This is a genomic window from Cognataquiflexum rubidum (assembly GCF_022538115.1).
Taxonomy (GTDB): domain Bacteria; phylum Bacteroidota; class Bacteroidia; order Cytophagales; family Cyclobacteriaceae; genus Cognataquiflexum; species Cognataquiflexum rubidum.
This window is the reverse complement of record NZ_JAKZAL010000017.1, coordinates 34,396-55,275: the sequence shown is the minus strand read 5'-3', so window position 1 is coordinate 55,275 and position 20,880 is coordinate 34,396. Positions and strand designations below refer to the sequence as shown.

14 protein-coding genes are annotated in these 20,880 nt (G+C 43.3%); 3 read left to right on the top strand and 11 right to left on the bottom strand.

Annotated elements, in window-relative coordinates; all coding sequences use genetic code 11:
- Window positions 1-62: 62 nt before the first annotated feature.
- The 10 genes from MMU05_RS17005 to MMU05_RS16960 form a co-directional block, all read right to left on the bottom strand.
- The gene (locus MMU05_RS17005; protein WP_241142877.1) at window positions 63-1,088 is read right to left on the bottom strand and encodes a PorP/SprF family type IX secretion system membrane protein; all 1,026 of its coding nucleotides are present in this window, start codon (window positions 1,086-1,088) and stop codon (window positions 63-65) included.
- Window positions 1,085-6,034 carry a PKD domain-containing protein gene (locus tag MMU05_RS17000; RefSeq protein ID WP_241142876.1) on the bottom strand — a complete coding sequence of 1,650 codons (4,950 nt, stop codon included), beginning with the start codon at window positions 6,032-6,034 and terminating at the stop codon, window positions 1,085-1,087. Before MMU05_RS17000 ends, MMU05_RS17005 begins: the two co-directional genes overlap by 4 nt.
- A 166-nt stretch (window positions 6,035-6,200) precedes the next feature.
- Window positions 6,201-7,007, bottom strand: coding sequence for a queuosine precursor transporter (locus MMU05_RS16995; RefSeq protein WP_241142875.1), 807 nt, complete (start codon window positions 7,005-7,007; stop codon window positions 6,201-6,203).
- A 35-nt stretch (window positions 7,008-7,042) separates the two neighbouring features.
- The gene (locus tag MMU05_RS16990) at window positions 7,043-7,957 is read right to left on the bottom strand and encodes a ribonuclease Z (protein ID WP_241142874.1); all 915 of its coding nucleotides are present in this window, start codon (window positions 7,955-7,957) and stop codon (window positions 7,043-7,045) included.
- A 2-nt stretch (window positions 7,958-7,959) separates the two neighbouring features.
- Window positions 7,960-8,337, bottom strand: a complete 378-nt coding sequence (locus MMU05_RS16985) for an STAS domain-containing protein (protein ID WP_241142873.1) — start codon at window positions 8,335-8,337, stop codon at window positions 7,960-7,962.
- Between the two features lie 48 nt (window positions 8,338-8,385).
- Window positions 8,386-9,321, bottom strand: coding sequence for a phosphoribosylaminoimidazolesuccinocarboxamide synthase (locus MMU05_RS16980; RefSeq protein WP_241142872.1), 936 nt, complete (start codon window positions 9,319-9,321; stop codon window positions 8,386-8,388).
- A gap of 82 nt (window positions 9,322-9,403) precedes the next feature.
- On the bottom strand, window positions 9,404-10,501 hold the full coding sequence (locus MMU05_RS16975) for a toxin-antitoxin system YwqK family antitoxin (protein ID WP_241142871.1): 1,098 nt from the start codon (window positions 10,499-10,501) through the stop codon (window positions 9,404-9,406).
- A 133-nt stretch (window positions 10,502-10,634) separates the two neighbouring features.
- Window positions 10,635-11,813 (bottom strand): acetyl-CoA C-acyltransferase, encoded by a 1,179-nt coding sequence (locus MMU05_RS16970; RefSeq protein WP_241142870.1) that lies wholly within the window; start codon window positions 11,811-11,813, stop codon window positions 10,635-10,637.
- A gap of 211 nt (window positions 11,814-12,024) precedes the next feature.
- Complete coding sequence (locus MMU05_RS16965; RefSeq protein ID WP_241142869.1) at window positions 12,025-12,873, bottom strand: hypothetical protein; 849 nt, start codon at window positions 12,871-12,873, stop codon at window positions 12,025-12,027.
- Window positions 12,874-12,888: 15 nt separating this feature from the next.
- Entirely contained in the window at window positions 12,889-13,854 is a 966-nt protein-coding gene (locus tag MMU05_RS16960) for a vWA domain-containing protein (RefSeq protein ID WP_241142868.1), read from the bottom strand.
- Between the two features lie 109 nt (window positions 13,855-13,963).
- Between MMU05_RS16960 and MMU05_RS16955 the strand changes: the two genes are divergently transcribed.
- From MMU05_RS16955 to MMU05_RS16945, 3 genes are read left to right on the top strand one after another with little or no spacing between them, the layout of a single operon-like run.
- The gene (locus tag MMU05_RS16955; RefSeq protein WP_241142867.1) at window positions 13,964-16,354 is read left to right on the top strand and encodes a TonB-dependent receptor; all 2,391 of its coding nucleotides are present in this window, start codon (window positions 13,964-13,966) and stop codon (window positions 16,352-16,354) included.
- Entirely contained in the window at window positions 16,354-17,187 is an 834-nt protein-coding gene (locus tag MMU05_RS16950) for a DUF4249 family protein (RefSeq protein ID WP_241142866.1), read from the top strand. The genes MMU05_RS16955 and MMU05_RS16950 overlap by 1 nt, the downstream gene beginning before the upstream one ends.
- Before the next feature lie 48 nt (window positions 17,188-17,235).
- On the top strand, window positions 17,236-18,408 hold the full coding sequence (locus MMU05_RS16945; protein WP_241142865.1) for a THUMP domain-containing class I SAM-dependent RNA methyltransferase: 1,173 nt from the start codon (window positions 17,236-17,238) through the stop codon (window positions 18,406-18,408).
- A gap of 134 nt (window positions 18,409-18,542) precedes the next feature.
- Here MMU05_RS16945 and MMU05_RS16940 read toward each other — a convergent pair whose 3' ends face one another.
- Window positions 18,543-20,645 carry a M28 family peptidase gene (locus MMU05_RS16940; RefSeq protein ID WP_241142864.1) on the bottom strand — a complete coding sequence of 701 codons (2,103 nt, stop codon included), beginning with the start codon at window positions 20,643-20,645 and terminating at the stop codon, window positions 18,543-18,545.
- Window positions 20,646-20,880: the final 235 nt, after the last annotated feature.

Here is a 20,880-nt window from a genome sequence, read left to right as displayed (position 1 = left end):
AAGATTTACAATATCGATATTTTTGACATATCCGCATACTCTACTAAAAGCCAACCCAATCTTTACATCATAAAATTGAAGCATTTTAAAACCCTGCTTTTTTGGTTGCGGGATTTTGGGTCGCCCATCAGGAATTGGTAGCGGAAGGATACTTCATGGGCACCCTGGGTTTGGAAGCCGATGTTGGAGATCATAAAATCATAGCTATAGCCGATGACCATGCCATTGTCTAAGTTAATGCCTAACAGGAAAATGATGGAATCCTGATTTGGCATGTCCCTTACACCAGGAATACCTCTGAATCCCAATCCGCCAATCACATTTCCATAGAGCATCTGAACGCCAAGGTCTAATTGCTGGAAAGGTTTTTGGTTTTTGTAGTTGGCGAGGATAGACACCTGATTGTCAAACTTGGATCCGAAATAGTTGCTCGTACCCAAAGGGAAGTTGACCCCTCCGTGAAAGCTCCATTTGATGGGGAGTAATCCTGCTTCATTGTCAGGGAAGAAGCTCAGGGAAGGCCTGTTGACATGGTGTGCGGAGCCACCGAGCCAGAAGTATTCATTGTTGACCAATGCTCCGAAGGAAAGATCCAAGTACCCGTTTGGTTCAAACTCAGGAATCTGATCGATCGTATTTTGGTTTACCGTTCGGTTGAAGAGGTCTACCTGATCTCCAAAAACCAGGTTGTCGAGTCGTGCACTCCGTCTGACCCAAGCGCCCTGACCTCCAAAACGGAAGTTCCATGTATCTGCGACCTGCAGGTTATAGCTGTACAGCAGGGAGATATCAGAGGTATTGATCTGCATGTTGGATTCCTGAAAGCTGTTGACCATGATGCCAAAGCCACTGTTCAGGTCGTAGCTGTAATGGTCAAAATAGGCCGAATAGGCGTTGAAATCATAATTCAGCCCTGGCCATTGTTTCCTGTAATTGACCCCGACACGGCTCAGTTCGGTAGAACCTGTCAGAGCAGGGTTGAGGTTGAGCGGGGAAGCATAAAACTGTGAAAAATGGAAATCCTGTGCCGACCCCTGGAGGAAGGCAAAGAACAAGCAAAGTCCGGTAATGAATCTTTTTCCCATCATTTCAGCAAGAGGAAGACCTCCGTTTTGGTTTCAATACGCCCATCGACTGTTTCATATTTCAGCCTGTATACATAATTGCCGGGCATCGCAAAATCCCCGGATACTTTTCCGTCCCAACCTTGGGAGTTGATGTCTTCTGTGAAGAAGATGGTTTCGCCCCATTTGTTGATTATCCAGAATTCAAGTTTGGTGACATTGACAAATTTTGGAAAGAAATAATCGTTGATGCCGTCTCCATTGGGTGAAAATACATTTGGTACCACCAAGAAGTAATCCGTGACCTCGACAGTCTTTTCTATTTCCTGAATACAGCCATATTCATCAATGGCTTGTAGCTTGATGGTATATTTCCCAGGTTTAAGATAAGTGTGGGTCGGGCTGATTTCTGAAGAGCTGTTACCGTCACCAAAATCCCAGAAATAGGAGATGATATTGCCTACGGATCTGTTTTGGAAAGTAATGGGGATACCGACGAGGAATGAGCCGTTTTGGTCAATTCCTGAAGATTGGATAGTGGCATCTATCACCACATTGGTATTGTCTACTTCATAGGATTCTCTGTATTCGCAACCGGCACCGTCAGTGATGGTGAGGATGTATAGTCCCGGTTGTTGGGTAATCATTTTTAATCCATTGTTGGATACTTCACCACCGGACCATTGGATGGTATATGGAGGCACACCACCGGTGACAGATATATTGAATTCATCTTTGATTGCCCTTGGTTCACAGACTGAACTGGTATTTCTTACAGTCACTACCTCTATCGGCTCAGGCCTTTTGATGATATAACTGCCTTGGGTCACACAGCCATTTGCATCTCGGACTTCCAGGGTATAAGGTCCCGAAGAAAGGTTTGTCAAATTCTGTTGGGTACTTCCATTGCTCCATTTGAAGGTAAAAGGAGGGGTTCCTCCGGCGACATTGAGGATGATACTTCCACTTTGGGCATTATCGCAATTGAGAGCATCGGTCACGGTAGGCTCCAAAACCAATGCATCAGGTTGGATGATGGTAAATTCCCTTCTGATGGGGCATATACCAAATTTGGTCAATGTCACCCTATAGGTACCCGGACTAAGGTTAAACAAACCGGGCAACTCCTGACCGTTATCCCACTTGATATTGACACCTTCATTTCCTCCTTCTAAGTTGAGGTCAATGGCACCGTCATTTTTGCCAAAGCAGGTGATTTGCTTCACTTCTGCATTGATTTTGAAAACAGGGGCATCCTCTATCGTGACGGACTCTGTCAAGAAACAACCCGCTTGGTCCGATACGGTGACTACATACGTACCAGGTCCGACGTTTTCGAAAGAAGTAAGTTTGGAACCAAAATCCCAATTTACGTCATAAGGAGCGACTCCACCGGTAATCGTAAGTTCCATAGATCCGTCAAATGCTTCGAAACATGAAATATCCCCCTTGTTTATTTGTATTTCAAGTCTGGTATCCGGTTCATTGATTGTAATAGGATCAGTCGAAATGGTGCAATTGTTATTGTCTACTAAAGTAAGCTGATAGGTGCCGGCGAGAATATTTTGAAGTATTGGCCCATTGGCAGTAAAAGGCTGACCATTTCTTGTCCAGTTGTATCGGTAGGGCACAGAAGTGATTCCACCCGAAACAGCCAATTCAATCCTTCCTGTGGCATCTCCTTTGCAAAAAACATCTCTTGTTGAAATAAGTGAAACCTGGAGCACTTCGGGTTCGGTGATAGAATAATCTCTTGAAATACTACAGCCAAATTCATCTTCAATCAATACGGAATACTCACCGGGAGCAAGGTTTTCAATCGTTGGGGTATTGGCTGAAAATCCATTTGGGCCGGTCCAAGTGAAAGTGAAATTCCCGTTTCCACCGCTAGGGTTGGCATTGATTTTTCCGTCATTGGCACCGAAGCAACTGATTCCAAATCCTGAGAAATCCGATACATCATTTTGCAATGTAATTGAAGGATTGACTGTGATGCTGTACCCCTTCGGAACTCCCGGACAAGCAGGTTGGGAATTTGTTGCCGCTCTTACCTGGTAAGTAACAGTGATGGGATTTGGAGTCGGGTTGACCAGTGCTTGGACAGGGATCACATTACCTGTTCCGGTTAATGCAACTCCTTGCACCCCGTTTGCAACAGCAGTCCAAGAGAAGGTTGCATTTGCCACATCACTGGAAAGCAGGACTTCTTCACTGGAAGTTCCGGTGCAGAGTACCTGATCTTCTATCGAGAAAATTACAGCAGGGGAAGGTTGGACAGTCACTGTGAGCGTAAATGGACTTCCGGGACAGGTTCCTAAAAATGGATTGATTTGGTAGGTAAGTGTCTGTATTGTATTGGAATTATTGATCAAGGTGTTTTGGATTGCTGGACTTGGTGCACCCGAATCAGCCGATCCAGTTACATTTGGATTGGCATCAACTGTCCAGGTAAACAAAGAGCCCGGAATTAACCCAATGGGAGTAAAGTTAAGGGAAGCACCACTGCATATCTCGCGGCTTGAGTTTTGATAAACAGGCTCCGGGTTGACTTTGATTTTGTAGGAAAAGATGTTTTCCTCACAGGCACCTAGGTCCTCAGCGACAATTTTGGCGAGGAAGATTACTTCAATCGGGGCATTGGTGGTATTGGTCAATGTCTGGGAAGGAATCTCATTTAAGCCACTTGGTATGACCCCGTCGACCCCGTTGGATTGTGCAGTCCATTCCACCGCAAAACCCAAAGGATCAGAAAGAAGCGCTACCGGTAGGATGGTTTCACCTGAACAGATTTCTTGGTCAGGAATGGAAAATCCAATCACCGGTGCCGGAATGACGGTAACGAGAATTTCATCCGATTCTACACAACCTGTTTCTGTATTTCTGACCGTAACCAAATAAGTTGTAGTTTGGTCAGGTTTGATGATCGGGGTTTTTGTGTTTGCATTTTGGATAGGTCCTACAGGATCTGACGTCCATGTATACGAATAACTTCCTTCCGGACCGGCCTCCACATTCAATGGTATACTTTCCCCTTTACAGATTTCCCGATCCTCTCCGGCATCCACAGTCGGTAAAGGATTGAGGTCAAATTGGATCGATTGCTGGACCGTTCCGCAGGAATTGGTGACTTCTAAGGTGATGATTTTAACTCCCGGTGTATCATAAGTTATTGTTCCCGGATCCAAAGTATTGGCAGTGGCAGGAATACCTCCTTCAAATGTCCAGTTGAAAACTGTAGCTTCTGAGCCACAAAATTTGACATCTGCAATAGGGTTAAGGATCAGTTCACCGCAGGCATCAGGGACATTGGCGATAGATACGACAGGAGGGGCAGCGACTGAAATCACTTCTGAAGCGGTAAATACCCCGCAATTGGTCGTCAGTGTCTGTGTGATCAGGTAATTGCCGGGGCCTGAAAAATTGAATACTGGGTTGATGGAATTTGCTGTACTTCCCTCCGCAAATCCCCACGCTCCGACGTTATTGCATTCACCTCCCTGAAAAGCGACAGACCAATTCAAGTAATTTTCAGGTGCCACACATGACCCAAGAATATTGGATGTATTGGTGGTTTGTACCTGAATCGGACCACATCCTTCCAATTTATCCAACTCAAAAGAAGGAACGGGTTCCGGAATGATACAAATCGTCCTTGTGGTTTCTTCTATTCCGCAGCGGTTGCCGGAAATCAACTTGATGGTATAGATTCCCGGTTCGGTAAACTTTGGCGTCAACACCATCGATCCATTTATCCAAGAATTTGGAACATTGGGATTGGTCAAAGTGCCCAAAGTATTGCCGGGACTTAATTCCCAACCTGTGGATGGGCTTATTTCCCATACAAATTTTCCGATGTTGGTACATTGACCGCTGTTGTTGGCCTCATTCCCATACAGTGTCAAATTTTCAATATTGAAGAATGTGTTTTCACAAAACACAGAATCTGCGATTCCAATGATGGGTTCCGGTTTTTCGGTCACATAGATTGGGACTACCTGTGCAGAGGATTTTGAACATGGATTTTCTGCCAGAATGGTGGCTGAAAAGGAATTTGGGAATCCCTGACCCCCCGATTTTCCACAAGATGTTTCCGTAAAGACATGGCTGACCGAAGGTGGCGGCGGATGGTTGAAAACCTGAGGCGCTGATCCATCGGAGAAAGTGACGGTATAGACTGTCCCAATTGGATTGTTTTCAGTTCCTGTAATCGGGAAAGTAAGGGCTTCTCCGGAACAGATGTTGGTATTACCGGGATTCCCAAACCCCACACCGGGATTGGATCCTATGAATACGCCGATTCTTTTGGTGACTGAACAGCCATTTCCGCCGACCACGGTATAATCCAGGTAAAACACCCCAATCGGATAGACGTGATTTACTTCCGTCCATTCTGTGGCGACAAAAGGTGCTGAACCATCCCCCCATTCGATGGTATAGGACACATTTGTTTCTTTGGTTGCTGAATTGTTGAAAAATGTAAAGGCAGACTGTTCATTGTCGCAAACAATAAAAAAGGGAAGGTTGTCAAAATCAGAATCGAAACGGTCACTGGTGACATTGGTCGAGGGGACTTGGTTGAAGGTAATCGTTTCAGTTTTGCTAGTAGATACTTTTAATGAGTCCGTTACGGTCAATGTGACTATGTAGGATTGGGTTCCGTTACCTTCTGCTTCTTCAAAAAGGTGTTCAGGAGATTCCAAGGTGGAATTTTGGCCGTCTCCAAATGACCAATTATATGTCAAATCAGTACCTGTAGAAGTATTGGTAAATTTGACCGGCGTGGAGACGCATGGGTCAGTTTGTTCAAAAGTAAAGTTTGCAACAGGATTATCAAAAACTGTTTTGCTGTTCAAATCCTTTGGGAAAAATGGTCCCATTCCATTTGAAAGTATCAGCATCGCACTTACGCCACTGACCAGAAAAAACAATGCTAGATAAAAGAGGGCGAAGAGCTTTTTAAAGGAAATCATTTATCCGGCAATAATAAAAATGTACTACGTATACATACTTTTGCGGAATATAATCAATGTATCCCAAAAAATAAATCAACGCCGTCGATATCACCTGAAAAATTATCCAGAGAATTTTATTTTCCGGGAAGAAATAGGCGAATGGTAGTGATAAATTTGATAGAAACTATAAAAACGAGGTGTCAGAAGAAGCTTCTTGGGTCATTTTTTCAGCAACATCTTTACCCAAATACCGATCAATCAAATAATGTCCCAAATAGAGTAAGGGAGTAAGCAGGATGGCCACGCTGAATTTATAAACATAATTGATGATGGCCACGGAGGCTACCTGTGCCCAACTCCAGTTGCCAAAAACATAAAATGCGATTCCCAAAACCACAAAAGAATCAATCAGTTGCGATACCAAGGTAGAACCTGTCGCTCTTAGCCAAATCATTTTGGGTCCGGTTATTTTTCTCAGCTTTTGGAAAACATACACGTCTATCAACTGACCCAATAGAAATGCTGTCAAGGATCCAATGATAATCCCCAAACCTTGCCTGAAGATCATATTGAAGGCATTGTTGATATTGAAAGGATTGCCTTCCGCATCGGGAGTATTGACTTCCAACCAAAATGCAGCAGGAGGAAGTACGGTGACTACTGATATCACCAAGAAAATATAGGCTATAAAAAATGCAGTAATAAAGCTGATTTTCCTGACTCCTTTTTTTCCAAAATATTCATTGATGATATCGGTCGTGATAAAAACCACAGGCCAGATGACCGCCCCGGCTGTCAGGTTGAAGTCAAGGATATAGTCTCCGAAGATTTTCCATCCCACCGGCTCGATTCCCAAGGTCATTTCTCCGGAGAATATTTTGACGCCGATGATTTCGGCTAAAATAGCATTGGTCAGAAATAAACCGCTCAGGATGATGAACAGGTTGGTTTTTTTGGATTGAAAAGTCTTCTGTTCGATTGCAGTTGCCATATAGGTGTGGTGGTGAATTTGGGGAGCTGAAATGGTTAAATCGAGTAAGTCACGCCTTCTTCGCTCAGGTAAGTGTTTTCGAAGACTTCCTTGGCTTGGTCTAAGATCGGGGTGAGGTCTTTGTACCGGGAGGAGTAATGTCCAAGGAGTAATTTTCCGACATTTGCTTTCATGGCGATGATTCCGGCCTGCCTGGAAGTACTATGGAATGTAGTGCCAGCCCTTTCGGTTTCATCGTCTCCGAAGGTCGCCTCATGGTAAAGTAGATCAACTTCCTTGATGTATTCCACCAAGGTAGGGTCAAAAACCGTATCAGAGCAATAGCAATATTTTTTTGATTGTTTTGGAGGATAGGTATATTCTTCTACCCTGTAAAGGACTTTGCCGTCGGGGTCGACCACGTCTTTTCCTTCACGCAGCGAGACAATGGCCTCAACAGGCATTTTTGTTTTCACCAATTTTTCTTTGATCATGTTTCGCAAGCCTGGCTTTTCTTCAATCAAAAAACCGGTACACGGAATTCTATGTTGCAATGGAAAAGTAAATACCCTGAACATGGGTTCTTCCAAAATCAGGTTTTTTCCTTCTGCTTGTGTAGGCACAAAACGTAAGGGGAAGCTCAGTTTGGTATTGGTGTATTTGAGTTGCGTGGTGATGATTTCATCGAGTCCACTTGGTCCAAAGATGGTCAGCAAACGTTCTCTCTTTACCAAATGGAAGCTTGAGATCAATCCCATCAGGCCATAGAAATGGTCTCCGTGGAGGTGGGAAATAAGGATAAAGTCTATCCTTCCAAATTTGAGCTTGAATTTACGGAGCTGAATCTGAGTTCCTTCCCCACAATCGATCAATAAAAAAGAATTGCCCACGGATACCAGTTGGGATGTCTGGTTTCTTCCGTGGGCAGGAATGGCGGAATTGGATCCTAGGATGGTGACTTCAAATTCCAAAATTAATCTTCCTCTTCTTGTTCTTTATTTTCGATTTCATGGATAAAGATGGCCTCGGCAGCTTCTTCAATGGTATCCACAATGATAAAAACCTTATCCAACATGGAAAGTTTAATTAATTTCATCACATGGTCCTGAGGCGAGGCGATGATGAAAATCCCGCCGTTACGGCCAAATTCCCTGTTGCCTACCAAAAGCGCACTTAATCCGCTGGAATCAGCATATTTCACATTACTCATGTCAATGACCAGATTATTATAACCCTCCGCCTGTACAGTCAGGAGTTCGGACTTGAGTTTTGGAGAAAGGGCTGAATCCAGCTTCTCTTCCAAAGGCGTGAAAATTACATACTGTTCTTTTTTATCTACTGAATACTTCATAACAATTGTTTTTGAATATTGCCCCTCAAAAAAGGGCGGTCTTTTAAATTAAATATTTTCCAATATGGCTTTTTCTATACTTCCTTCCAAATCTGTATAAGCAGATTTAACAAATGGTTCGCCGATAATATTTTCATAGAGTTCGATGTACCTATTTGAAATTTCCGCGATGAATTCATCCTTCATTTCTGGAACAGACTGACCTTCTTTGCCCTGAAAACCATTGGCTATCAGCCACTGCCTTACAAATTCCTTGGAAAGTTGCTTTTGGGCCAAGCCTGCTTTTTGGTATTCGTCATACTTGTCCGCATAGAAATACCTTGAAGAATCAGGAGTATGGATTTCATCTATCAGAAGGATCTGATCTCCGTATTTTCCAAACTCATATTTGGTATCAACCAAGATCAATCCCATTTCATTGGCCATTTCACTTCCTTTTGCATAGAGGGCATGGGTATATTTTTCCAACACTTCGTAATCTTCACGGCTTACAATCCCCTGTGCGAGGATTGCTTCTTTGGAGATATCCTCATCATGGCCTTCTGATGCTTTGGTGGTAGGGGTGATGATAGGGGAGGGAAGTTTGTCGTTTTCTTTCAAACCTTCAGGAAGGGAGACGCCGCAGATACTTCTTTTACCCGCTTTATATTCCCTGGCGGCATGTCCGGCGAGATATCCTCTGATGACCATTTCCACTTTGAAAGGCTCGCATTTTTTTCCGATCGTCACATAAGGATGTGGCGTGGTAGTCACCCAATTGGGAACCAAATCTGCTGTGGCTTTCAGAAAACGGGCTGCAATCTGATTCAAAACCTGCCCTTTGAAAGGGATGGGTTTTGGCAAAACGACATCAAAAGCAGAAATCCTGTCAGTGGCCACCACCGCCAATTGGTCTTCAAAAATATATACATCTCTAACTTTTCCCTTGTAGAATCCCACTTGTTCGGGGAAATTGAAATGGGTTTCTTTAATACCTGCTTCCATTTTTTTTGTCTATTCTGCAAAATTAGAAAAAGATGGGTTTAATGGGGATTTGCCCCTGATTAATTATCATCTTTTCCCCTTTTTATTTTTCGGTAGGTTCCACAGGCTTGCCTTCTTTGAAAACCCGCTCTGAAATCAGATTTCCATTTTCATCAAATACCTTTTGTATTCCGTGTGGTTTGCCTAATCTATAGAAAATTGATTCTTTTAGCTTTCCGTTTGAATGGTAAATGAGTACTTCCCCTTCCTCCAGTCCATTTCTGAAATTGATGATCCGTTCCTTTTGGCCGTTTTCATGGAATCCTAGAATCTGGACAATTTGTCCATAGGCGTTGAAGTTTGTGATTTCGGAAGTTTCCCCATTTCCAAAGTAACTGATGGCTTTACCGGTGATGTTTCCGTTTTTGTAGCTGACTACTTTTTCTGTTTTTCCGCTTTCATAAAAACTTTTGAATGTACCGACAGGAATCCCTTTTTTGTAACTTCCTTGTTTGGCAACTTGACCGTTTTCATAGTAAAAAGTTGCCTCACCCTCCTGAATGCCGTCTTTATAATTTATCTGGGAGGAAATTTTCTCTCCCGGATAGTAGGTGTATTGGTAACCGTTTAATTTCCCGTCTTTATAGGCTGACCTATTGGTGATTTGATCTTCGAAAAAATTCTCCCGGACCTCTATCACCCCATCATTGAAAAAGATCTTTTCTATAATGGAATTGGCCATTTCTTCACTGTAGACCAAAGTCCAATCGTTGGGCTTGTCATTTTTGAAAAAAGATTTTTGTTTTAATCCACCTGATTCAAAATAGGAAATGATTTCGCCCTCAATTTTATTGTCAACATAGGTCAATTCCTGTGAAACTTTTCCTGAAGGAAAGTAATTGATGGATTTCCCCTGTTTTTGATTGTTGACATAATTCACTTTGCGCAGCGTATCTCCGGACTCCGGATACCAATCGACAAACAATCCCTCTTTCTTCCCATCTTTGAGTTGGCCCGTCTGTGCCAGTTCACCGCTGGCTAGATAGAGTTTGAATTCCCCTTGTGGTACCCCATTGACGTTAAAGAACTCCTCTTTCAGGAGCTTTTTTTCTTCATCATAGTAGACTTTTACCTGTTCCTGTGAAAACCCATACCCAAAAATCCCCATAAAGAATGTTAGGATAAGGGCAAATTTTACCAAGGTTGAGGGGTTTTGAATGTTTTTTGAGAAAGGGAAGGGTGAATTCATCAGAAATTTAAGGCTAGGTGATTTATGAAAAAATTGAAATAGAAATTGGGGATAAAGTTTTTGATCCTTCATCCCCAATTATGATTTATAGTTTTTCGATGACGATTGCCGAAGCTCCGCCGCCACCATTACAGATTCCTGCCACACCGACTTTGCCTTTCTTTTGGTCCAACACTGAACATAGCGTCGTAATGATCCTGGCACCGGATGCGCCCAGTGGATGTCCCAAGGAAACCGCTCCGCCAAAGACATTCAGTTTGTCGTTGTCTAGGTGAAGTTCACGTTGGTTTGCGATGGCTACTGCGGCAAAGGCTTCATTGATTTCATAGAAATCAATATCATCTGCTGTCAATCCTGCGTTTTTGATTGCTTTTGGAATGGCAATGGCTGGCGCAGTGGTAAACCAAAGCGGATCTTGGGCTGCATCTGCAAAGCCCCGGATCTTGGCGATGGGTTTGAGTCCCAATTCTTCGACTTTTTCTTTGCTTGCCAATACCAATGCGGAAGCACCGTCATTCATGGTGGAGGCATTGGCTGCGGTCACTGTACCGTCTTTTTCAAAAACAGGTCTGAGTGAAGGGATTTTGTCGAACATGACATTTTTGAATTCCTCATCTTCATCTATGATGATGGTTTCCCCTTTTCTACCGGCGATTTCTACCGGGATGATTTCGTCTTTGAATGCACCGGATTTCCATGCTTCAGCGGAGCGTGTGTATGATTGGATGGCATAAGTGTCTTGTTCTTCCCGGGTGATTTTCATTTCTCTGGCCGTATTGTCTGCGCAGTTGCCCATCGGGAATTTATAATAAGCTTCAAACAACCCATCTTTCACCAATCCGTCTACGAGTTCAGCATTGCCATATTTGTAGCCAAACCTTCCTTTTGGAATATAGTAAGGGACATTGGACATGCTTTCCATACCGCCTGCTACTACCAGGTCATTTTGTCCTGTCATGATGGATTGGGCCGCCAACATCACCGCTTTCATACCGGAAGCACAGACTTTATTGATGGTGGTGCAAGGCACATTGTACCCCAATCCTGCGCCGATGGCTGCCTGACGGGCTGGTGCCTGACCGAGATTGGCAGAGATCACATTGCCCATCATTACTTCCTGAACTTCACTTGGGTCAACGCCTGCTTTTTGAAGCGCACCTTTGATGGCGATGCTTCCGAGTTCAACAGCGGTCAAACTGGATAGCTTTCCTCCAAAACTCCCCAAAGGAGTTCTCACTGCGGATACGATATAGACTTCTTTCATTTGGGTTTATATTTTTAGATATGAGATGTGAGATGTGAGACTGGAGACGTGAGACAAAAGATTAAAGACCTTCAACTTCGCTTAGGGACCAGAGTCAAGAACCAGGAACCAAGAATCGGATAGAAGATCTACCTCTTACCTTTCACCTCTTACCTTTTACAACTTTACCAAAACTTCCCACTTCCAAACTTCCCACCTTCCCAACCTCCAACTACCATTCCGGCAATCCCCTCTGTGGTTTTTTGGTTGGTTTTTTCTTGTTCTGTTGAATATAGCGGAGCTCGGCAGCATTCATGGCCTCGAGGATTTGGGCAGCTTGTTCGGGAGAGAGGTTCATTTCCTGGAGTTTCTCCTTCACTTTTTCCAGCGCTTTTTCTCTGTCGCTTAGATCGCTTTCTATGTCACTGGCTTCTTCGGAATCTTTTTCTTCCTGGGATTTTTCGCCTTCTTTGTCGTCCTTTTTCTGGGATTCGGTGGCTTCATCTTCTTCAGTTTCTTCTTCCCCTTCGCCGTCCTTTTTTTCCTCAGATTTTTTTTCCTGTTCCTGCTTTTCCTGCTCCTCTTGCTTTTCCTGTTCTTCCTTGTCCTGCTGTTCCTGTTTTTCCTGTTCCTGCTTTTCAGGATTTTGTTTCATCCACCTGCTCAGCAGTTCATAATTGTATCTTGCGGATTCATTGAGGGGATTATTGATCAAAGCCATTTTGAATCCTTCAAGCGCTTCCTCATATTTTTTTTGCTCCCCGAGGAGGATTCCGTTTTGGTTGTAGGCAAATGAAGCAATGTTTTTGTCAGGAGATTGGTAGAGACTTTGATAAGTGAGACCGGCCTGTTCTAATTGACCGCCGTAATGTTGGCTCAGGGCAAGGTTATAGCTGACATTGGGCGAACTTAGATTAAACTCACTGACCAATCTCATGTGGTTGGTGATGGAAGCTTCATAGTCAGCTTCTTCATAACTTTTGGTAGCAGCCTTGATGGCAGCATTTCTTTTACCCACCTCGTTCCATGAGGAAGTAATCATCAAAATCGTTAGAAAGAAAACCCTTACTGAAGTCACCATGGTGGTTACACGTTATTACAATTTGATGGTTTTGAATGGAAGCATCAAGTCCAACAATGCCAAACCCAATGCAATTAACAGAAAATAAAAGTACTTGTTGGCAGAAGCCTCGACCATTCTTGATCCGGTGACAGTGGCTTCCTGTCTTTCCAAGGCAGCAATGAGGTCGGGGATTTCCTGCAATTCATCGCTCAACTCAAAATAAGACCCATTAGTCTGGGAGGCGATCAGCTTGAGATTGCCTGATTCGAGTCTGCTGATTACCGGCAAGTTGGTATCCGGATCGATGATTTTTCCGCTCCCTTTGGGGATATTGCTTCCCTGACTTGTTCCCACTCCGAGTGAAAACACCTTGATTCCTTTGTCGCTCAATTGGGAAGTGATGTCCTGAAAATCTTCTCCAAAATCCTCCCCATCTGAAATCAGGACGATGGATTTGGAATTGGCCTCGGCTGATTCTTCAAGGTCAAATTTATTCAGCGCCATATTCAATGGGGCACTGATATCTGTCCCCTGATTGGGTACCAAGGCGGTATTCAAGCCATCAAGGTGCAGCTGCAGGACATTTTGGTCAAAGGTCAAAGGGCATTGAATAAAGGCCTCTGAACTGAATATGATCAGGCCGATCCTGTCTCCGGTAAAATTTTTGACAAGGTTTTTGAGTTCGTATTTGATCCTCTGAATTCTGCTAGGCCCGATATCGGTGGCATTCATGGATTGGGAAAGGTCAATGGCAATGAAGATGTCTTTGCCTTCTTCTTTGATTTCTTTCATCGAAGTACCGATGGAAGGTCCTGCCAAGGCAATCAAAAACAGAAGGAAATAAGAGAAACGGAGCAAAAGTTTTAGAAACAACCTGTGTTTTTGCACCACAAGTTTTTTGTTGATGATATAAAAACGGTATAGGTATACCAAATACAGAAAGCCAAAAACAATGGCCAATATATAAATCAATCTCGCGTCAGGGTATGCCCAAATCATGCCCTGAAATTATAAAATATTGATGAAAACAAAAGGAAAAGAAATTAATGACATAAATTTCAACACCCAAAGGCCTAAATCCGTTATCCTTGCAAACCAAATTTTCTTCATGAAGTTTTTGCCCTTTACACTCATTGCATTTTTATTTTTGGGAACTACCGTACTTTATTCCCAACAGCCTTCCTATATCTCAGGGACTGTTTTTGAAATAGAAGGAAATACACCCCTACCGGGAGCCAACATTTATTGGGAATCTGAACCACAGAAAGGTGTCGTTTCGGATATCAATGGGGAATTTACATTGGCCACAGTGCCATTCCCTGCCAAATTGGTTATTTCATTCATAGGTTTTTCTGCGTCTGTCAGGGTCCTCACTGTCAAGGATATTGATAAACCGCTGAAGTTTTACCTCAAACCTGAAGAGCTTTCCCTGGAGGAAATTATCATCAGGGAAACCAACCCTGAACAAAATGTCAAAGGAATTGAAATGGGAAAATCGGTGGTGCCGATCGAGACCATCAAAAATATTCCGGCATTGTTTGGAGAGGTGGACATTTTAAGAAGTTTACAGCTTTTGCCGGGAGTGCAGACTGCCGGAGAAGGTACGACAGGACTGTTTGTGCGGGGTGGTTCCGCTGACCAAAACCTGATCAATCTGGATGGAGCACCGGTCTACAATCCTTCCCACTTTTTTGGGTTTTTCTCGGTATTCAATCCCGATGCCTTGTCAGACATTGAGTTTTACAAAGGAAATATTCCCGCAGAATTGGGAGGTAGGGTATCTTCTGTCATAGATGTTTCGATGAAGGAAGGGAATTTTCAGAAAATCCGGGGTGAAGGTGGTATTGGGACCATCAGTTCAAGGCTGACAGTCGATGGCCCCCTGTTTTCAGATAAATCTTCTTTTGTGGTTTCAGGCAGGAGGACCTATGCAGATTTGTTTTTGAGGCTTTCCAACAATGAAAACATCAAAAATAACCAGCTGTATTTCTATGACCTCAGTGCAAAATTCACCTTCAAGCTCGGTGAAAAAGATAAAATTTCATTCTCTTCTTATTACGGTACTGACTTCTTGGGACTCTCCGGACAGTTTGGGTTAGGTTGGAACAATTTCATTTCCTCCCTCAACTGGAACAGAAATATCAGTTCTACCAAATTCTTTGACTTGAGTGCCTACCATAGCAGGTACCAATATCAGGTACTTTTCGACGATCCACAGGATGGATTTAATTGGACCAATTCCCTTTCAGAAACAGGCGTTAACCTTGGATGGACTTGGCTGCTGGGAAGTAACTCGGTGATCAAAGCCGGTTACCATGGACAATTGTACCATTTTGCTCCGATCAACCTGGAGTTGGCCCCCGAGTCCAACCTGGCTGACATCAATACCAACCAAAAAAACGGATTGCTCAACAACCTCTACGTTTCGGGTACCACCGAGTTGGGGAATAAATTGCTCATAGAGGCTGGATTGAGGTTGAGCCACTATCAGGAAGTAGGAAAAGGAGTTCTTTATCAATATGAAAATGGGATTCCAAGTCCAGAAGCTGAGGTGACGGATACATTGACTTTTGGAAGATTGGAAAGAATGAAAGCTTTTCAAAGATTGGAACCTAGGATTTCACTCAGGTACCTGATAGCCGAGGACCTTTCATTCAAGGCCGCCTTCAACCGCAACCACCAATATGTCCAAGTGGCCACAAACAGTTCAGCCGGTCTTCCCATAGACCGTTGGGTGCCTTCCGGAACTTACATCGAACCTTTGAGAGGAGATCAGGTTTCTGTGGGATTGTTTAAAAATTTTGCAGGAGGAACTTGGGAAGTTTCAGTGGAAACCTATTACAAGGATTTTAGAAATGTCATCGACCTCCGTCAGGGTGCGAGCGTGCTGTTTACCGACAATGTCGAAACCGAATTGCTTTCCGGAGTGGGATATGCTTACGGAACGGAGTTTTTGATCCGAAAAAATGTAGGAAAAACAACAGGATGGTTGGGCTATACCTATTCCAGAACATGGAGAAAAATTGAAGGCATCAGCAGTGACAATTGGTATAATCCGAGGTTTGACAGACCGCATGATGTGAATCTTGTATTGAATCACGAGTTTTCGGACAGGTGGAGTGCAGGGCTTACATTTGTATATACTTCCGGTCAGGCAGTTACCTTTCCTGTCGGGACTTATGTAGTCGATACACAGCGTGTCCCTGTATATGGTGACCAAAGAAATGCCGATCGGTTTCCTGATTACCACAGGGTAGATGCATCCATTACCTGGAAAAACCAGGATAAAGGTAGAAAATGGAGGGGAAGCTGGAACTTCAGTGTATATAACCTTTATGGTAGAAAGAATCCATTTACATTCCAGTTTACGGACATTTATAATGATGACATCACTTTTGATCCTGAGGATGGGGGAGAAGTGGTATCCCAAAGACCTGGGGTGGTCATGACTTATTTGTTCACGTTTTTGCCTGCTTTGACCTATAATTTCAAATTCTGATGAAAAACCTGACCTATATTTTATTCCTGATATTATTTGCTTCCTGTCAGGAGGAAGTGGTTTTGGATTTGGGGACACTCGAACCCATACCGGTCATTGAGGCCATTTGGACTGACAATAATGCGATGAATCAAGTGAAAGTCACGCTTTCAAAAGATTATTACCAAGTAGGTGATAATGAAGTGGTCGATGATGCCATAGTGAGCATCACTAATTTGGGTACAGGTGCCAAGGTAAATTTCTTTTATTCACCCGCAACCAAAAAATACCTTGCCCAAAATGCCATCGCCGGCAAAATCGGGCAACAATATGAGTTAAATGTAAAAATGGGAGAAAAGGAATTTGTTTCGCAGGGGACCATTCTGGAACCGCCGGTATTGGATAGTGTCGTGGTAGAATTTAAAGAGGAGAGGCTTTTTAGGGAAGAAGGGTATTACCTGACTGTTTATGGTAAAATCCCATTTACCGAAGACAACAACTATAGGATCAGAATCATTGAAAATGACACGTTAAAGAACAGCAGGTTTGATTATTTGTTGTTTGATGATTCCTTTGGGACTTCCATTTTGGACAATGGATTTGAACTTTCGGGTTTTCCTTTCAAGGCAAATGACAAAATCCGGCTGGAACTCTTCCGACTCAACCAAGGCGCTTTTAATTATTTGAATCAGCTTGTCAGTCTGCTGTTCAATGACGGAGGGCTTTTTTCGCCACCTCCACAAAATCCACAATCCAATATCAAGTTGCGAAAAGGGGAGGGAATGGTTTTGGGCTATTTTATGACGAGTCCATTACTCAGCGAGACCATACAGGTACCTGAAGATAATCCCTGATTTTTTGCTTTTCGGTTCTTTAAGGATAATATTTTTACCTTTGTGGCTATGGTAGATTTTGGATTGAAAGGAAAGGTAGTCGTCACCTGCAAGGACAGGTTTTCATCTTACCTCGAAAAAGAACTTATAGAATTGGGTTATAGGCCTGTAAAAACCGAAAGGACTTCCATTGAATTGGAGGCTTCTCTTTCAGATTGTATTTTTTTGAACCTTCATCTGCGGACTGCCAGCCATGTCTTGTTTGAGATTAGGTCTTTTTATCTCCACCATGCGGATGATATTTATAGAAGGATCAAAGCATTGCCTTGGGAAGATTATATTTCCGAATCTTCTTATTTTTCTGTGATCTCACATGTGGACAATCAAAGTGTAGACAATCCGCTTTTTGTCAATGTCAGGATCAAGGATGCCATCGTAGACAGATTCAGAGAAAAATCGGGCATCAGGCCTGATTCAGGATCGGCGTTAGAAGGAGCGGTATTCCAACTTTTCTGGAAGGAAACACAGGCCAATCTTTATATCAATACCACGGGAGATACTTTGGCCAAACACGGATATCGAAAGATTCCAGGAAAGGCACCCATGTTGGAGGCCTTGGCTTCGGCGACAATCATTGCCACCGATTGGGATAGGCAAAGTCCCTTTGTCAACCCCATGTGCGGATCGGGGACTTTGGCCATCGAAGCCGCGATGATGGCTACCAACCGATTTCCCGGGCTTTTGAGAGACCATTATGCATTTATGCATATCAAAGGCTATGACGAGGATTTTTACCAGGAAGAAAAAGAAAAACTCAAGGCAGAAATAATTGAACGGCCTGGTCTGCGAATCATCGCAAGCGATATCAGTGAGCAGGCGATTTTATTTAGCAGAGAAAACGCAAGCATGGCAGGAGTGGAGGATTTAATTTCATTTGAAGTCGGGGATTTTGAAGAAACGACAGTGCCTGAATCTGATTCGGGAGTGGTGTTTTTCAATCCCGAATATGGAGAAAGATTGGGTGAAGAGGAGGATTTGGCTATTACTTACAAAAGAATGGGTGACTTTATGAAGCAAAAATGCCCGGGGTATACAGGATTTATTTTTACAGGCAATGTTTCCTTGGGTAAAAAAGTAGGACTTCGAGCTGCCCGCAAAATCGAATTCTATAACGGGACAATAGATTGCCGGTTATTGAAATTTGAATTGTATAGGGGTACGAGGGAGAAGGTTGAGAATTGACAAAAGTCCATAGACCATGGTCCACAGCAGGTGATTTTAAGCATCAAACCATATTTGAAATAGATACACCATTTTTGAAAAAAAAATACGAACAAAAAAAACCGGTCTAGACCGGTTTTTTTTTTTTTGATAGGTTAAAGTGTTTTAAGTAGAACATCCATTTTTGATTTGAGGTCAAGGATCGCTTTGCTGTATCGGTCATCCCACTCTGTCAATCTTGCAGAGGATTTCATTTCGGCCTCATATTGAATTCCCGGAAGCATCCATGAAGCGTAACCGCTAAATGGATCTGTGGAAGCATATAGTGACCTGTACCAGTTTCCATAATACATTCCTTTAGGATCTATAAAGCTTTTTTCCAAGGCGATAAGGTCTTTGTTGATGGCCTTGATCTTTTTGGAATCAAGTTGACTGCCTGCCAAAACGGAGGCGATTTTGCTATCCAAAGCTTCAGCACTTGATTTCAAAGCTGTGACAGCCTCTTTTGATTTTTCAAACCCATTGAAATTTTTGTCATAGGCTTTGACGCTTTTCTCTGAATTTTCAAAATGGGTAGCCAGGTCTTTGGAATACCTCGATGCCTCGTAAGGAATGATCTCGGCATTGGCCAATCTCAAAGCCATAATTCCGATTACCTGCTCTACAGTTCCGCCCATTTTAAAAGTGGGATCGGCAAATTTTTCGTAGAAATGCAGGTTGTCATAATTGGTGTGGTACAGGGATGGACCGCTGGCGCCTCCGCTTATGGAAGGAATGCCCACGTGCATGTAAAATGCGATATGATCCGAACCGCCACCTAGGTTTCCTATACTTGGTTCCGGTTTTCCCGCTGCCCAAACGTCGTAAACCGTTTTGGCAGAATCGGGATAAGCCACTTGTTTGGCTGACTCCATGATTACTTTTTTAAGGGTAGGGGAAGATGCTGTCCCAAAGTTCCTTCCAGATACGGCAGCGTCAAGGTTGATATAGGCTACTGCTTTGGCACCCAATTCATCGCGGAACTGCTCAACCCATTCCGTAGAACCGATGACAGCGTGTTCTTCCGCATCCCAATGTGCGATCAAAATAGAACGTGCGGGTCTTTTGCCGTCTTTCGCCATTTTGCCCATGGTCTCGGCCATGCTTAGCAACATTGCAGTTCCTGAATTTGGATCGGTGGAGCCAAATCCCCATGCATCATAGTGACAGCCAAGAATGATCCATTCGTCAGGATATAATTCTCCTTTCAATGTTCCGACCACGTTATTTGCCCGGACCATGCCTTTTTCCTGCTGCACTTTGAGCCTTACAGTCAACTCTTTGCCGCCTTCCAATCTGTAGGTAAAGGGCAAGCCTCCCTGCCAACCTGCAGGAACGGCTTTTCCTTTCATTTTACCGATGATCTCTTTGGCAGCTCCATAACCAATAGGAGTAACCGGTATGGTGAGTAATCCTTCTACCTCAGCAGGATCCAATCTTTTGATTTTGGTTTTCCCATCTAGGGGAAGTGCAGGTTCAAAAGGAGTCAAGGCGTCTCCTGTCCAATCGACGGTGAGCAAAGAACCTCTTTGGATAGAGCTTTCATCATAATAAGTACCTTCAGGATAGACGGGACCTTTCATATACCCTGCATCTGCAGGATCGGTGAAAATAATCAAGCCGGCTGCACCGTATTGTTCTGCAAATTTCGCTTTGTAGCCACGGAAATTACCTCCATATCTTGCCAAGACAATTTTGCCTTTGACATCAATACCCAATTCCTTTAATTTTTCAAAATCTGCTTTGGTGCCGTAGTTGGCATAGACGACTTCGGCGGTGACATCGCCACTACCTGAAAATGCATTCCAACCTTTCCAAAGATTGGGATTGGAAGAATAAGGATCTTCGGTCAGGATGTTTTCCTGTTGGTTGAGTGGTTGTCTGATGGGGGTGACGATTTCTATAAGGGATTCTCCGGGGCCTTTGGAAAGGTACAGATCGTAGGGATAGACGTTTACTTCCCATCCTGATTTTTTCATGGATTCCACCATGTAATCTTTTACTTTTTCATTGGCGGCGGTACCTGCCACGTGAGGTTCGGAAGTAATGGCTTCCAAATGGATCCTGAATCTGCTGAAATCAACGGTTTCTTTGAATTGTTTTTCAAAGTCCATTTGTTTCGAGCCTGAATTTTTTGAGAACCCATCTATTGTTTGGGACTGAAGCTGCAAAGCCATCAGCCCAACAAAAATAAATGTCAGTAAATAATGTTTTTTCATAGAATTAATTTTTTGGAAATCACCTGTCCGCAAATATATCCAAACCCCAAATTGTAATTGCTTATAAATGTTGAAAGGTTGAAAATTGGTTTTATTGCTGGGAAGTTGGGAAGTAGGGAGGTCGGGAAGTGGGGAAGTTGGGAAGTAGGGAGGTAGGGAGGTAGGGAAGTTGGAATATGCAAGTACCTAGGAAACAGGAAAAGGTAACAAACAAAAATCCTCCCAACGAATCATC

Bases quoted from the DNA above. Each gene is read 5' to 3' on its own strand.
- MMU05_RS17005 (WP_241142877.1), bottom strand. From the start codon at position 1,088: ATGATGGGAAAAAGATTCATTACCGGACTTTGCTTGTTCTTTGCCTTC.
- MMU05_RS17000 (WP_241142876.1), bottom strand. From the start codon at position 6,034: ATGATTTCCTTTAAAAAGCTCTTCGCCCTCTTTTATCTAGCATTGTTT.
- MMU05_RS16995 (WP_241142875.1), bottom strand. From the start codon at position 7,007: ATGGCAACTGCAATCGAACAGAAGACTTTTCAATCCAAAAAAACCAAC.
- MMU05_RS16985 (WP_241142873.1), bottom strand. From the start codon at position 8,337: ATGAAGTATTCAGTAGATAAAAAAGAACAGTATGTAATTTTCACGCCT.
- MMU05_RS16980 (WP_241142872.1), bottom strand. From the start codon at position 9,321: ATGGAAGCAGGTATTAAAGAAACCCATTTCAATTTCCCCGAACAAGTG.
- MMU05_RS16970 (WP_241142870.1), bottom strand. From the start codon at position 11,813: ATGAAAGAAGTCTATATCGTATCCGCAGTGAGAACTCCTTTGGGGAGT.
- MMU05_RS16965 (WP_241142869.1), bottom strand. From the start codon at position 12,873: ATGGTGACTTCAGTAAGGGTTTTCTTTCTAACGATTTTGATGATTACT.
- MMU05_RS16960 (WP_241142868.1), bottom strand. From the start codon at position 13,854: ATGATTTGGGCATACCCTGACGCGAGATTGATTTATATATTGGCCATT.
- MMU05_RS16955 (WP_241142867.1), top strand. From the start codon at position 13,964: ATGAAGTTTTTGCCCTTTACACTCATTGCATTTTTATTTTTGGGAACT.
- MMU05_RS16950 (WP_241142866.1), top strand. From the start codon at position 16,354: ATGAAAAACCTGACCTATATTTTATTCCTGATATTATTTGCTTCCTGT.
- MMU05_RS16945 (WP_241142865.1), top strand. From the start codon at position 17,236: ATGGTAGATTTTGGATTGAAAGGAAAGGTAGTCGTCACCTGCAAGGAC.
- MMU05_RS16940 (WP_241142864.1), bottom strand. From the start codon at position 20,645: ATGAAAAAACATTATTTACTGACATTTATTTTTGTTGGGCTGATGGCT.